16 protein-coding genes and 1 riboswitch are annotated in these 13,674 nt (G+C 70.7%); of the genes, 4 read left to right on the plus strand and 12 right to left on the minus strand.

Features of this window, described 5'->3' with window-relative positions; translation table 11 throughout:
- Window positions 1–30: 30 nt before the first annotated feature.
- A complete protein-coding gene (locus EV193_RS11795) occupies window positions 31–435 on the minus strand; it encodes a winged helix-turn-helix transcriptional regulator (protein WP_130344078.1) in 405 nt (134 codons plus the stop codon).
- A gap of 77 nt (window positions 436–512) precedes the next feature.
- Here EV193_RS11795 and EV193_RS11800 point away from each other — a divergent pair, with 77 nt between their 5' ends.
- Window positions 513–1,442 (plus strand): NADP-dependent oxidoreductase, encoded by a 930-nt coding sequence (locus EV193_RS11800; RefSeq protein ID WP_130344383.1) that lies wholly within the window; start codon window positions 513–515, stop codon window positions 1,440–1,442.
- A 76-nt stretch (window positions 1,443–1,518) separates the two neighbouring features.
- Window positions 1,519–2,442, plus strand: a complete 924-nt coding sequence (locus tag EV193_RS11805; RefSeq protein WP_130344079.1) for an NBR1-Ig-like domain-containing protein — start codon at window positions 1,519–1,521, stop codon at window positions 2,440–2,442.
- Window positions 2,443–2,552: 110 nt separating this feature from the next.
- Here EV193_RS11805 and EV193_RS11810 read toward each other — a convergent pair whose 3' ends face one another.
- From EV193_RS11810 to thiO, 8 genes are all read right to left on the minus strand, one after another.
- On the minus strand, window positions 2,553–3,773 hold the full coding sequence (locus tag EV193_RS11810; protein ID WP_130344080.1) for a WXG100-like domain-containing protein: 1,221 nt from the start codon (window positions 3,771–3,773) through the stop codon (window positions 2,553–2,555).
- Between the two features lie 13 nt (window positions 3,774–3,786).
- Window positions 3,787–4,074, minus strand: a complete 288-nt coding sequence (locus EV193_RS11815) for a hypothetical protein (RefSeq protein WP_130344081.1) — start codon at window positions 4,072–4,074, stop codon at window positions 3,787–3,789.
- Window positions 4,071–4,451, minus strand: a complete 381-nt coding sequence (locus tag EV193_RS11820; RefSeq protein ID WP_130344082.1) for an SAV_915 family protein — start codon at window positions 4,449–4,451, stop codon at window positions 4,071–4,073. The genes EV193_RS11815 and EV193_RS11820 overlap by 4 nt, the downstream gene beginning before the upstream one ends.
- A 153-nt stretch (window positions 4,452–4,604) precedes the next feature.
- Entirely contained in the window at window positions 4,605–5,525 is a 921-nt protein-coding gene (locus tag EV193_RS11825; RefSeq protein ID WP_207222594.1) for a DMT family transporter, read from the minus strand.
- 57 nt (window positions 5,526–5,582) lie between these two features.
- A complete protein-coding gene (locus tag EV193_RS11830; protein WP_130344083.1) occupies window positions 5,583–6,551 on the minus strand; it encodes a chitinase in 969 nt (322 codons plus the stop codon).
- A 187-nt stretch (window positions 6,552–6,738) separates the two neighbouring features.
- Complete coding sequence (thiG, locus tag EV193_RS11835) at window positions 6,739–7,494, minus strand: thiazole synthase (RefSeq protein WP_130344084.1); 756 nt, start codon at window positions 7,492–7,494, stop codon at window positions 6,739–6,741.
- A 7-nt stretch (window positions 7,495–7,501) separates the two neighbouring features.
- Entirely contained in the window at window positions 7,502–7,702 is a 201-nt protein-coding gene (thiS, locus tag EV193_RS11840; RefSeq protein ID WP_130344085.1) for a sulfur carrier protein ThiS, read from the minus strand.
- Complete coding sequence (thiO, locus tag EV193_RS11845; RefSeq protein ID WP_130344086.1) at window positions 7,699–8,808, minus strand: glycine oxidase ThiO; 1,110 nt, start codon at window positions 8,806–8,808, stop codon at window positions 7,699–7,701. Before thiO ends, thiS begins: the two co-directional genes overlap by 4 nt.
- Window positions 8,803–8,913, minus strand: a riboswitch (TPP riboswitch). It overlaps the preceding gene by 6 nt.
- Window positions 8,914–8,945: 32 nt before the next feature.
- Here thiO and thiE point away from each other — a divergent pair.
- Window positions 8,946–9,623 (plus strand): thiamine phosphate synthase, encoded by a 678-nt coding sequence (thiE, locus tag EV193_RS11850; protein WP_130344087.1) that lies wholly within the window; start codon window positions 8,946–8,948, stop codon window positions 9,621–9,623.
- Here thiE and EV193_RS11855 read toward each other — a convergent pair.
- Both EV193_RS11855 and EV193_RS11860 read right to left on the minus strand, forming a co-directional pair.
- Window positions 9,611–10,084 carry a carboxymuconolactone decarboxylase family protein gene (locus tag EV193_RS11855; RefSeq protein ID WP_130344088.1) on the minus strand — a complete coding sequence of 158 codons (474 nt, stop codon included), beginning with the start codon at window positions 10,082–10,084 and terminating at the stop codon, window positions 9,611–9,613. The genes thiE and EV193_RS11855 overlap by 13 nt on opposite strands.
- 173 nt (window positions 10,085–10,257) lie before the next feature.
- Entirely contained in the window at window positions 10,258–11,388 is a 1,131-nt protein-coding gene (locus EV193_RS11860; RefSeq protein WP_130344089.1) for a S1 family peptidase, read from the minus strand.
- Window positions 11,389–11,642: 254 nt separating this feature from the next.
- Between EV193_RS11860 and EV193_RS11865 the strand changes: the two genes are divergently transcribed.
- On the plus strand, window positions 11,643–12,596 hold the full coding sequence (locus tag EV193_RS11865) for a threonine ammonia-lyase (RefSeq protein WP_130344090.1): 954 nt from the start codon (window positions 11,643–11,645) through the stop codon (window positions 12,594–12,596).
- Between the two features lie 235 nt (window positions 12,597–12,831).
- Here the strand turns inward: EV193_RS11865 and EV193_RS11870 are convergent, their stop codons facing one another.
- Window positions 12,832–13,674 carry an alpha/beta fold hydrolase gene (locus EV193_RS11870; RefSeq protein WP_130344091.1) on the minus strand — a complete coding sequence of 281 codons (843 nt, stop codon included), beginning with the start codon at window positions 13,672–13,674 and terminating at the stop codon, window positions 12,832–12,834.

Here is a 13,674-nt window from a genome sequence, read left to right on the forward strand (position 1 = left end):
AACACCGAGGTCCCCGCGGCGGCAACCGAATTACACCGGCGCCCGCTCGGCGGTCCGCGCGTCGTAGGACTGCCGCGCATCGACGATCCGGTCGTAGTTGCGCTTGGACCACTCGCTGATCGCGATCAGGTGCTGGGTGACGTCTCGCCCGAGCTCGGCCAGCGCGTACTCGACGCTCGGCGGCGTCGTCGGATACACCGTCCGGGTGACCAGGCCGTCCCGTTCGAGCTGACGGAGTGTCTGAGTGAGCACCTTCTGGCTGATCCCGTCCACCCGCCTGCGCAGCTCGCCGAACCGGTACGCCCGGCCGGCCAGCGCGCCGAGCACCAGCGCGCTCCATTTGCTCGCGACGAGATCGAGCACCTCCCGGCAGGGACAGTCGCGCATGTAGACGTCCCAACGAGGATCATTGCGCAGGTCGGAGGCCGTTTCCATGAGGTACCTACTTTACGTTCGAGTGCCTACTTCACACGGTAAACCATCTCCGAGATGCTGGACGCATGTCAGAGAAGATGATCGTGATCCGGCAGACCGAGCTGGGCGAGCCCGACGTGCTCCACCAGGCCGAGGTCGACCGCCCCGAGCCCGGCGCCACCGAGTTGCTGGTACGCGTGCGCGCCGCCGCCGTGAACCCCGTCGACTGGAAGATCCGCCGCGACGGCCACTGGCTGACCCCGCCGTTCGTGCTCGGCTGGGACGTCTCCGGCGTGGTCGAGCAGGTCGGAGTCGGCGTGTCGCTGTTCGCGCCGGGCGACGAGGTGTACGGCTTCCCGTGGTTCCCGCACCAAGCCGGCGGATACGGCGAATTCGTCACCGCGCCGTCGCGACACTTCGCGCACAAGCCCGCCGGGCTCTCCCACATCGAGGCGGCGGGCATCCCGCTGGCCGGGCTGACCGCCTGGCAGGGGCTGGTCGACGTGGCGAACGTCCAAGCGGGACAACGGGTTCTGGTCACCGCGGCGGCCGGCGGGGTCGGTCACCTCGCCGTGCAGATCGCCAAGGCGCGCGGCGCGCACGTGATCGGCACCGCCCGTGCCGACAAGCACGACTTCCTGCGCGAACTCGGTGTGGACGAGCCGATCGACTACACCGCCGTGGACGTGGCCGCCTCCCTGCGCGACGTCGACGTGATCCTCGAGGCGATCGGCGGCGAGCAGACCCTGGCACTCATCCAGACGCTCAAGCCGGGCGGGATCGTCATCCCGCTGCCGGCCAACACGATTCCGGATTCCCTTGGGGCACAGGCGAAGCGGCACGGAGTGCGGTGGACCCCGCTCCTGGTCGAGCCGGACCACCACGGCCTGCGCGAACTGGCCGCGCTGGTCGAGCGGGGTGCGCTGCGGGTGCACGTGGAGCAGACGTTCCCGCTCGCCGACGCGGCCAAGGCGCACGAACTCGGCGAGCGCGGCCGGGTCACCGGCAAGCTCGTGCTCACCGTGTGATCCTTCTCCGGCCCGGTCCTCGACGATCACGCTCGCGGTAGTCTGCGGAACTACTTACGAGGGCGTGAGGAGACGAATGTCGGCGGGGAGCGACACGGACGGTGGCTCGTCGAAGCGGGGGCGCAGGCCCAACAGGCCGGACCCGCAGTCCGGGCCGACCGCGGAGTTCGCGCTGAAGTTGTTGGCGCTCAAGGAGTCCGCCGGCGATCCGTCCTACGACAGGATGCGCACGGAGTTGGGCGCGGCGGCGTCGAAGTCCGCACTCGCCGCCGCCGCTCGCGGCCGGGATCTCCCGTCCTGGGAGACCACCTGGGAATTCGTGAAGGCGCTGGCCGTGCGCGTGAACGGCGAGGACGAGACCGCGGCGCGCGCCCGGTGGCAGGCCGAGTGGGAGACGGCGCGAACGGCCGCCACCTCGGCACCGGAACCGGAGGCCGAACCCGAGTCCGGCGAACCCGAGACCACCGAACGCGGCGGCTCACGCCGGCTCGCTGTCGTGGCGATCACCGTGGTCGGGCTGCTGGTGCTGGGCCTCGGCGCGTGGTGGATCTTCTGGCGCACGCCGCCGACCGACTCTGCGACACCCCCGCCCTCGTCGTCCCGCGCCCCCGTGCTGCCGCCGGACGCCGCCCGCCCGATCCCGGGTGACTCGTCGTTCCTTGGCCGCAACGACGACGTGACCTTCCCGGACGGCTCGCCGGTCAAGGCCAACCAGCGGTTCGTGAAGACGTGGCGGCTGCACAACACCGGCTCGGTGCCGTGGCGGGGCCGGTTCCTGGACCGGCTGCCGCCGCTCGGCGGGCTGAGCGTGTGCCAGTCGCCGAGCCGGGTGCCGATCCCGGACACCGAGCCCGGTACGGCCGTATTGATCAACGTGCCGGCCGAGGCGCCGTCCACACCGGGTGAGTGCAAGGTGTACTGGCGCATGGTCGACTCGGCGGGCAACCTGTACTTCCCGCAGTCGACCGGCATCTTCTTCCTCGTTCGGGTGGTTCCGTAACCGGACGAGGCCGGCGCGGTGTGGAGAACCGCGCCGGCCCGAGGCGCCGCCGCGTTCCGCCGCGAGGGGCGCGACGGAACGACGAGACGGGCCATTCCCCCGCCCGGTAGCTAGTCGAACAATCCACCAATCGCGCCGCCGACCTTCTTGGCACCGTCGCCGATCGCGCCACCGACCTTCTTCGCGCCCTCGCCGATGGCCTCACCGCCGTCGACGATCTTGTCGGCCAGGCCCATGTCCATCGCGTAGCCGACGCCGAGCCCGACCGCGGCACCAGCGACGAAACCGACCGGCCCGCCGATCGCGGTGCCGACCGCCGCGCCCGCCATCAGGCTGCCGCCGCCGGCCACCACCGACTTGGCGACGCCCTTGCCCTCCTTGATGTCCATGCCGACGCCGACCGCGGTGAGCCCCAGCCCGAGCACCGGCACCTTGCTCAGCACCGGCCGCGCGGCGCGCGCGAACCGTCCGCCGCCGCGCACGAGCTTGCCCATGTCCGCGGTGACCGCGCCCTTGGCCCAGCCGGGCATCTTGTTGGCGTATTTGCGGAAGAAGTTGCTGTCCCGGGCGTTGATGTTCGTCCGGCCGGCCGCCGCACGCTGCTGAGCGAGCCGTGAATACCGCTTCGCGATATCGGACTTTCCCTGCGCCCGCGCTCGTGCCGCGTGCTGGCGCGCGATTTTCGCCCGGTCCTTGAACTTACCGGTCTGCTTGTTGAACTTGCTCGCGCTTTCCACGCCGAGCGCCACACCGCCGCTGAACAGGTCCGACCAGAACCACCATTTCTTGGACTCGTCCTTGAAGAACTGGACCGACTTGTCCAGCTTGCTCTCCGCCTTTTTCACCTCTTTCTCGGCGTTCTTGTAGGCGGCGACCTGCTTCAAATGTGCCGACTGCGCGCTCGTGGCCGCGTCGTGCGCCTTGGTCTGCGCCGGTGTCGGCTCCTTGTCCTTGGGCAGTGGCGTCGGCGCGGCCGGCGCCGGACCCGGCGGCTCGATCGAGGTCGCGGTGACGGTCAGCCCGCCCTCACTCGCGATCGTCCTGGCCTTCCGCATCTTCGACTTGACCGAGTCGAGCGCCTCGGCGTGGTCGTCCAGCGCCGTGGCCACCTTTCCCGCGTTCGACGACAGGTCGTCGATCCTGCCGCGCGCCTCACCCATTCTGGTACGAAAACCCTCGCCGGTCTTCCCGGCCCATTCTGTTTCCGACTCGGTGCGCGCCTTTCCCACCTGAGTACCGGTGGCGTGCACGGACTTCTTCGCCTCGCGCAGCCAGCGCGCGGTTTTCCGGAGTTCTTCCGGCTCCCCTTTGACTTCTGTGTTGAGTGTCATTTCCCCGCCCGATCTACAGAGACTTGATAACCGAGTCGAACGAAACGCCGGCGCCGTGATCGTCGCCCGAATAGCGTGTGTCGCTCGCGGTGACCGCCTTGCCGGCGGCCGTGATGCCGTCCACCACCGCGCCCATCGACCTGACCACCTCGGCGAGCGCGTCGTTCACCTCCGCGGTGACCTCGCCGGCGTCCGGCGGGCTCGGCGAGCTGTCGGTGCCCTCGAGATCGCCGGAACCCCGGCCGAGCCGCCCGGCGATCCGGCCGAGCCCGTTGTCGCCGAGCGCGTACCCGTCGGTCATCGGACACCCCCCGCGGTCCGACGCAGTTCGTGCGGCAGTTCGGCGTCCACCATCACCAGGTCGGCCTCGGTGTACACCTGCATGGTGGGCAGCGTGTTCGCCTGCACGGCGACCCACGGCTGGTTCTCACCGCAGCCGTGCACCAGCTGATCCAACGACGTGAAGATCAGCATCGCGACCCGGCCGTCGTCCAGCGGCCGCAGTTCCAGCACGACCTCGTCCTCGGCGTTCTCGTAGCGCCGCTCGGTCGGCACGTAGATCGTGTCGGGCAGCTCGTCGGCCGCGACCAGTTCCTCCGCCGCGGCCGGCTCCGCGCCGAGTACCGGTGGCGCCGTCGCCGGCGGCTCGCCGAGCCAGTCGCCCTTCCAGCGTGACATTGTCGTCCTCCTCGCCATCGCCTGAAATCCGCGGATCCTGTTGCCCACGAAGATATTTCGTGCGACGAATGGCGAGGGGCGAATCGAGCCCGATCAATGTGCGAGCAATGTGCACGCACAATGCGCGCGTGCGTCAGTGCAGGTCAGGCCATGTCAGCGTGCCGCGGCTGGTTCGGGCTCGACCTCGACGGCCTCAGGCTTCGGGCGCCAGCGGGAGACCGCGACGCCGACAAGGCACAGCGCGCCGCCGGCCAGCGACAGCCAGCCGGGCACCTCGTCCAGGAAGATCCAGGACATGATCACCACGATCGCCGGCACAACGTAGGTGGTCGAGCCCATCTTCCCGGCGGTGGTGCGGTGCAGCGCGTAGGCCCACGTGGTGAACGCGAGCGCGGTGGGGAACACGCCGAGGTACACGGTGCCGAGTACGGCCGAGGCCGGCGCGTCGGCCACCTGCGAGACGAGCTGCCCGGCGAACGGCAGGCACGCGATCATGCCGATCACGCACCCGAATGTGGTGGCCTGCAACGGTGAGGCGTGCCGCAGTGCCGGCTTCTGCGCGACGACGCCGGCCGCGTAACTGGCCGCCGCGAGCAGGCACAGCACAACGCCGAGTGCGGAGGCCTCCTCGCCGCCGGACATCGAGAAGCCGACCACGATCGCGCCGGCGAAGGACACCGCGATGCCGGCGAACAGCCTCGGCGGGAAGCCCTCGCCGAGCAGCCAGCCGCCCAGCAGCGCCATCAGCATCGGCCCGACGTTCACGATCATCGCGGCGGTGCCCGCGTCGACGAGCTGCTCGCCCCAGTTCAGCACGATCATGTAGCCGCCGAACCAGAGCACGCCGGAGATGAGGATGCCGGGCCAGGCGCCGCGCCCCGGCAGTCCTTCGCGCCGGATCACCAGGAAAAGCACGAGCACGACCGACGCGGTGAACATCCTGCCGAGCGCCATCGCTCCCGGGTGCAGGTGATTTGTCGCATCCCTGATCACCACGAACGACGATGCCCACAGCAGCACGGTCACCGCGGCGGCCGCGATCGCCTTGCGGTTCGCGCCTTGGTCGTTAGCCACGCTAAGAAGCGTAACCTCCGACCGTCTGCGAGTTCTAGCGAGATTCGGCCGTGGCGTTCAACCCGCCGTGACCTTGGTGAACGCCCAGTCCTCCTGCGGTATGCCGCTGCAGTGCGAGGCCACCTGACCGTCACAGCCGCCGCGGTCGCGGTTGACCGACCAGAACGCGAGCCGGCTGAGCCCGTTGGACTTCGCCCAGTCGCGGATCTTGGTCCAGGTCTCGACCGTGGTGGTCTCGCGCTGGTCGGACAGGCCGTTCATGCCGGAGAGGCCGGAGTGCCCGAACGCCTCGGCGTCCGACCAGCCGAACACCGCCTTCAGCTTGTCCTTCAGCCCGGTCACCGCCGCGATGGTGTCGGCGTGGATGTCGGAGCTGCCGAAGTCGAACGGCATCAAGGTGAACACGTCGATGTTCGCCTGCAACGCCTTGGCCTGGTCGATCAGCCGGTTGCCGTAGAAGTTCGGTCCGGTCTTGGTGGTCGGGATCGTGACGATCGTCTGGATGCCCTGGTTGCGCTCCTTGACGATCTTGAGCGCGCCCAGGATGCGGTCCTGCACGACCTCGTTCTCGAACTCGTCGGTGTTCTCGATGTCGATGTCGATCGCGTTCAACCCGTAGGCGTCGATCACCTTCTGGTACGCGCCGGCGAGCGCCTCCGGTGACGGGCAGTTCGGGCCGAGCTTGTTGCCGCTCCAGCCGCCGATCGACGGGACCACGGTGCCGCCGCCGTCCTGGATCTTCTTGATCGCGGCCGCGTCGGCGCCGCCGGCCAGCGGGCGCTGGCCGTCCCACGCGGGCTCACACCCGCCGGAGGACAGGATGAACGCGAGGGTGAACCCTCGCACGCCGGTCGCCTGCATGACGGTCGCCGGATCGGGTGGATTGCCCCAGCCGAGATAGAGGTACGGCGCCGCGCCCGTGGCGGCCCGCGGAGATGCCGGCGCTGCCTGTGACGGGGTCGCGATCACGCCGGTACACACCAGCGCGGCGGCGACGAGTGAGGCCTTCACAGCTGTTCTGGACATGGGACTCCTTCGGTGCAGGGGTGTCGTGAAATCCCTCTGCCCACGGCGGAGTCGGCGTTCGAAGCGTTCACCGACTCCCCGCGGGCGGCGCGTTGTGGCCTCAACGTGTCGCCGACGGTACTCCAGGTGACACCTGTGGTCTAGACCACATGAGAGGAAATCGCGTTACTTCCCCGAAGGGGCCCGTTCACCTCGGCGGACTGGACGCCTGCGCCCAGAACCGCTTCGGAATCCGGCCGGCACCGTGCGCCAGCCGACCGCCCTGCACGGCCAGGCGCATCGCGGTCGCCATCCGTTCCGGGTCGGACGCCCTGGTCACGGCGGTGGCGAGCAACACGGCGGCGCAGCCCAGCTCCATCGCCAGCGCCGCGTCGGACGCGATGCCGACACCGGCGTCCAAGATCACCGGAACACCGGCGCGCGACACGATCAGCTCGATGTTGTGCGGATTGCGGATGCCGAGACCCGTGCCGATCGGCGAGCCGAGCGGCATCACGGCGGCACACCCCGCCTCCTCCAGCCGCAGCGCCAGCACCGGGTCGTCGTTGGTGTACGGCAGCACGACGAACCCGTCGTGCACGAGTTGGCGCGCCGCGTCCAGCGTCTCCACCGGATCGGGCAGCAGGGTGCGCTCGTCGGCGTGCACCTCGAGCTTGATCCAGTTCGTGCCGAGCGCCTCGCGGGCCAGCCGCGCGGTGAGCACCGCCTCGGCCGCCGTGCGGCAGCCCGCGGTGTTCGGCAGCGGGTCGATTCCCAAGCGCCGCAACACATCCAGCACGCCGGAGTGGTTCTCCGCGTCCACCTTGCGGATCGCCACGGTGGTCAGCTCGGTGCCCGAGGCGACCAGCGCGCGCTCCAGTACGGCCTGGTTCTCCGAGCCGCCGGTGCCGGTGATCAGCCGGGACGAGTACTCCCGGTCCGCGATGACGAGTGGATCGTCCATTGTGGACTCACCCGCCCTGGACGGCGGACAGCACGTCGACCGTGGTGCCCTCGACGAGCCTGGTTTTGCGGTGCGCGGCACGCGGCACGACCTCGCCGTCCACCGCGACGGCCAGGCCGTTCGGCGAGTACCCGAGGTGGTCGAGCGCGTCGGCCACGGTCGCACCGTCGGCCAACTCCACGATGTCGTCGTTCAGTCGCACCTTCACGCTGTTCGCTCCTTGTTCAACCGGGCCGCGTCGGTGGGGCGCGCGACGTCCGGCAACTCGTTGCCCTGCAACAGGTCCAGCACCGCGTCGGCGGTCAGCGGGGCCAGCAGCAGGCCGTTGCGATGGTGACCGGAGGCCACCATCACGCCGGGCTCCACCCACCCGATCAGGGGAAGGTTGTCCGCACTGGTCGCACGGAACCCGACGCCCGCCTCGGCCAGTGAGTACTCGGCGAGCCCCGGCAGCACCACCTCGGCGTCCCGCAGCAGGTCGCGCACGCCGGACACCTTCACACCCTCGTCGAAACCGGCCTCGTACTGCGTCGCGCCGAGCACCAGCCCGTCATCGCGCGGCACCAGGTAGACCGCCCGTCCCTCGACCCGCGCGCGCACGGTGTGCACAGGCGGCGGCAGCGCGCCGGGACGGTGCGCCAGCCGCAGGATCTCGCCCTTCACCGGACGCACCGCGGTGGCCAGTGCCGGGTGCAGCAGCGCGCTCCACGCGCCGGCCGCGACGATCACCACGTCACCGTCCACAGTGGACCCGTCGGCGAAGGTGACCGCGCCGGGCTCGACCCGCTCGACGTGCCCGCCGTGGGACAGCACGTTGTGCACCCGACACGCTTCCTGCAGCGCCGTGAGCAGCCTTCTGTTGTCCACGGCCAGATCCTCGGGCACGAACAGTCCACTTCGGACGGACGGGCCGAGGCCGGGGATCAGCTCCCGCAGCGCCGCCGCGTCCACCTCGTGCACCTGCCGGCCCACGCCGGCGAGGTGGCCGGCCAGCATGTCCAACACCTCGGCGTCCGCGCTGTCGGTGCCGGCGACCACCGTGCCGTGTGCGGTCAGCCCGACGTCCCCACCCTCGGCGGACAGTCGCTCGGCGAACGCCGGCCAGCGCGCCAGGGACTGCGACCCGAGTTCGAGCAGGCTCTCCTCGCCCGGCCACGCCTCGGTGATCGGCGCCAGCATGCCGCCGGCCACCCACGAGCCGGACCTCGGCGACGGCTCGTCGATCAGCCGGACGGCGAAACCGGCCGCCGCCGCCCGCCAGGCACAGGACAGCCCGATGGCGCCGCCACCGACGATGACCACTCGTTCACTCATACCCACCACGCTCCCTGCGCCGGCATGACCCGGATCAGGTTCGACGGTCGGAGCCGGTAGGACTCCCTCTCAGCCCGGCACCTCCGGGCTCCCGTGCGACCGGGCTCCACGTTACCCACTCGACTAGCTTGCACACCATGCCAGGTTTGGGTGGAGACGAGATCAGGGCACGACTGGCCGACGCGCGGCTGTACCTGTGCACCGACGCGCGAACCGATCGCGGCGACCTCCCCGAGTTCGTGGACGCCGCGCTGGCCGGCGGTGTGGACATCGTCCAACTGCGCGACAAGCAGGAGGACGTGCCGCTGGAGGCCAAGCAGGAGCTGGCCGCGCTGGAGATCGTCGCCGAGGCGTGCGCGAGACACGGCGTGCTGCTGGCGGTGAACGACCGGGCCGATGTCGCGGTGGCCGCCGGGGCGGATGTTCTTCACCTTGGCCAGGACGATCTCCCCGTTCGGGTGGCACGCCGAATCGTGGGTGACGACGTGGTGATCGGCCTGTCCACACACGACCTGACCCAGGCGCGCGCGGCCGCGGACGAGCCGGGCGTCGACTACTTCTGCACCGGCCCGTGCTGGCCGACGCCGACCAAGCCGGGCCGGCCGGCGCCCGGGCTGAACCTGGTGCGCGACACGGCCGCGCTGAGCACCGCGCGCCCGTGGTTCGCGATCGGCGGCATCGACGCCGGCCGCCTCGACGAGGTGCGCGCGGCCGGCGCCGACCGGGTGGTGGTCGTTCGCGCCATCACCGAAGCGGCCGACCCGCGGGCGGCGGCCGCCGAGCTCGCCGCCCGCCTGCGCGATCAGCCGAACTGACCGACCTCGTAGCTGCCCGCCGGCTGCCGGACGATCACGTTCATCCGGTTGTAGGTGTTGATCAGGGCGATCAGCGACACCAGGGCGAACAGCTGGTCCTCGTCGTAGTGCTTGGCGGCGTTGCCCCAGACCTCGTCGCTGACCCCGCCGGCGGCGTCGGCGATGCGGGTCCCCTCCTCGGTCAGCTCCAGCGCGGCGCGCTCCGCGTCGGTGAAGACCGTGGCCTCGCGCCAGGCCGCGATCAGGTTGAGGCGCAACGACGTCTCACCGGCGGCGATGGCCTCCTTGGTGTGCATGTCGGTGCAGAAACCGCAGCCGTTGATCTGACTCGCGCGGATCTTCACCAGCTCCTGCGTCGCCGCCGGCAGCGGCGACTCCTTGAGCACCGCGTTGGTCGCGCCGAGGCGCTTGATGATCTTCTCGGCGATCGCGTTGCCGAACATGTTCAAACGGGCTTCCATGGCCGAACTCCTCTCGATGGCTACACATCCAGGACGAGACGGCTCAGCCAGATGTGACCGGACCCGATGTGATCCGCGTCGCGGAGGCGAGCGGGCCCCGGCGGCAGGGTTCGCCGGGGCCCGCCCACTGTCCACATGAGACAGTCATTCGGTTTGCCTGTGCACCAACGGTTCTAGCCCGTGACCAGGCGCAGCCCGTATGCGCTCAGCGCCTCGTTCACCGGCTGGAAGTAGGTCGTGCCACCGGAACGGCAGTTGCCGGAGCCGCCGGAGGTCATGCCCTGCGCCTGGCCGGCACCGGTGATGAACGACCCGCCGGAGTCGCCGGGCTCGGCGCACGCGCTGGTCCTCGTGAGCCCGCCGACCGTGACGCCTGGGTAGTTCACAGTCTGGTTCTTCGCCTGGATCGTGCCGCAGCGATAGCCCGTGGTGGAGCCCGAGCGGCACACCGAGGCACCGACGGCGGCCTCGGACGAGCCACGCACGGTGAGGGTGCCACTGGCGGTCTTCACCAGCGGCCGCAGCGTCCACTGCGAACTGGTCACGTCGACCTTGCCGTAGTCGCCACGCGAGTTGAACGTGCTCCCTCGGATCGGCCCCATGGCGACGCGGTTGTACCCGTACGCGGTACCACCCGATTCGGTGCAGTGGCCCGCGGTCACGAAGTGCTTGCTTCCGCTGGAGCCGGTCGCGCTGAAGCCGACCGAGCAGCGACCCGACGAGCCGATGTACCAGGCGTCACCGCCACGCACGTCGTACAACGGCCTGGCCTTCTCGGTGACGACCGTGCGGACCGCGACTCCGTGTGCGTTGGCCGTGAACGACCGCGCCTGCGCGCTGTCGTCGGCGACCTCGACGACCAGGCTGTTCGTCGGGGTGTCGACGTACCAGCCGTTGACCGACGCGGGTGCCGCCGTGCGGTCCAGCGCGGCCTTGGCCGCGTCGAGCCGGTGCAGCGAACTGGCCACGACCCGCGGCTCGGCGCCGGCGGTGCGCACGGCGTCGGCGCGGCTCGCGTCGGTCACGCCGACGACGAGCTTCTCCGCGTCGAACCACGCTCCGGCGAACGCCTCGCCGAGACTGCCGCGCAGCGACGACTCGATCGCGCCCGCTCTTGCCTCGTTGGCCAATCTCGATCTGGCCTGATCGGCGTCGAGTCCGAGATCACGCTGCATGGCGTGCAGCAACTCGGGTGCGACGTCGGTCGGGGTCGGTGTCGCGGCGGCCGGCAATCCGAACGCGGTCGCCAGGCCGGCGGCCATGACGACAGCGCCGGCGAACCCGGCGACCTTGGTGCGATTCATGGATGGTCTCCCTCGTGTCGAGTGCAGGGACCGGCGGACATCACTGGTGAGCGAAACCGCCGGCGTGGAGAGAGAAACGACGGACGCGGGACGAGAAGGTGCTGCGTCCGTTCGAGTGTCATCCGATCGGATGGCCCTCTGGGAGAAACGTAAGCACGCTTCGCGTTCAACGGAAGCGGCCAACCGGGGACAAATAGGTGTCACGCAGCGCGGTGCCTCTACACCGTTCGGGTGACCGGGGCAGACTGGGGTTCATGCAGCTGATCACGATCGAGGACATCCGCGCGGCCGCCGAGCGGATCGCCGGGACCGCCGTCCGCACGCCCCTGCTTCCGACCAACCTCGGCACGCCCGACCGTCCGCTGTGGGTCAAGCCGGAGAGCCTGCAGCCGATCGGCGCGTTCAAGATCCGCGGCGCGCACAACGCGGTCGCGCGGCTGTCTCCCGAGGTGCGCGAGCGCGGGCTGGTGACCTACTCCAGCGGCAACCACGCGCAGGCGATCGCTTACGCCGCAAAGGAATTCGGGGTTCCGGCGACGGTGGTGACCCCGGCGGACACACCTCGGATCAAGATCGACGCGGCTCGCGCGCACGGCGCCGAGGTGGTGCTGGTGCCGATGGCCGAGCGGGAGGCGCGGGCCGAGGCGATCGCGCTGGAGACGGGCGCGACGCTGGTGCCGCCGTTCGATCACCCCGACGTGATCGCCGGGCAGGGCACCGCCGGCTTGGAGATCGCCGAGGACATGCCGGACGTGGAGCTGGTGCTGATCCCGGTGTCCGGCGGCGGGCTGGCGGGCGGGATCGGCACGGCGGTGAAGGCGTTGTGCCCCAAGGCGAAGGTGATCGGGGTGGAGCCGGCGCTGGCGGGCGACGCGCAGGCCGGGTTTCGGGCCGGGGCTCAGGTGCACTGGGCGCCGGAGGACCGGCTGCGCACGATCGCGGACGGGCTGCGCAGCGAGCCGTCGAAGTTGACCTTCGCGCATCTGCTGCGGGTGCTGGACGACGTGGTGACGGTGACCGAGGAGGAGATCGTCGAGGCGGTGCGGCTGCTGGCCAGGCGCGCACGGCTGGTGGTCGAGCCGAGTGGGGCGGTGGCCGTCGCGGCGCACCTGAATCGAGTGGAGGAACTACCGGCGGGGCGCACGGTGGCCGTGGTGTCCGGTGGGAACATCGATCCGGCCCGGTTCGCGGAGATCCTCTCGTCGTAGTGGTTACGCGCGAGTCCCGCGCTGTGCACCGGTGAGTCCCGCGCTGTGCATCGCCCCAGGGTGGCCCTTGGGGCGTGACCTGCACCGAGCGGCAGCCACGCCGGGGTCGGCGACAAAGTCGAGGGCGACCGCCGCCACGCCGAAGGCGTCGAGACGACCACCCACGCAAAATGACCACAGGCCGTTTCGGCGGAGCCGAACGTCGGCGGATTTTGCCCGAGATATCAGACACTCGCTACAGCGCGAGCATCGCCGCCGCCACCTCGTCGGCGGCCGCGGCGGGGATCGCGGTCGAGGCCTGATCGAGCACGAGCAGCCGCGCGCCGGGGATCTCCCGCGCGAGCGCCTCACCGTTGCCCACGGGGAAGAACGGGTCGCGGCGGCCGTGCACCACGAGCGCCGGGACCGCCAACTCGGGCAGGCGCTCGCGCCAGCGCGGCGTGCAGTCGAGCTTGGAGAACACCATGCCCAGCTGGTTGGCAATCTGGACCACGGGCTCCGTGCCCGGCGTGCGGTCCCAGACGCGCTCGGCGGTCGCGCGTGCGGCGGCGGGGTCGTTGCCCAGGATCTCCGCGCGGGCGGCGGCGGAGTCCGCGACGGCGGCGCGGTCGGACCAGTCGGGCATCGGGAGCGAGAACACCCGCTTCATCGTCGCCGAGTCGTGCTCGGGCAGGTCCTCGTCGGCCGGGCCCGGCGCGACGGGGCGCGTCCCGGCGAGGGTGAGCGCCGAGAACGCGTCCGGGTGGTCGAGTGCGGCGACCTGCGCCACCATCCCGCCAACCCCGATGCCCGCCAGGTGCGCCGGCCGGTCGTCGAGTCCGCCGGCCAGCGCGGCGGCGTCGGCGGCGAGGTCACGCAGTGTGTACGCCGGCGCGTCGGGGTCGACGGTCGTCGATGCGCCGGAATCCCGCAGGTCGTAGCGCACGACGTGACGTCCGCCGCGAGCGAGCGCCGCACAGAGCGCGTCGGGCCAGGACAGCATGGTCGTGCCGCCCGCGAGCAGCACGAGTGGCGCCGCCGCGTCGCCGAAGTGCTCGACCCCGAGCGTGACACCGTCGGGCGTGCGAAACGAGTGCAC

Source organism: Herbihabitans rhizosphaerae (assembly GCF_004216555.1).
GTDB classification, from domain to species: Bacteria; Actinomycetota; Actinomycetes; order Mycobacteriales; family Pseudonocardiaceae; genus Herbihabitans; species Herbihabitans rhizosphaerae.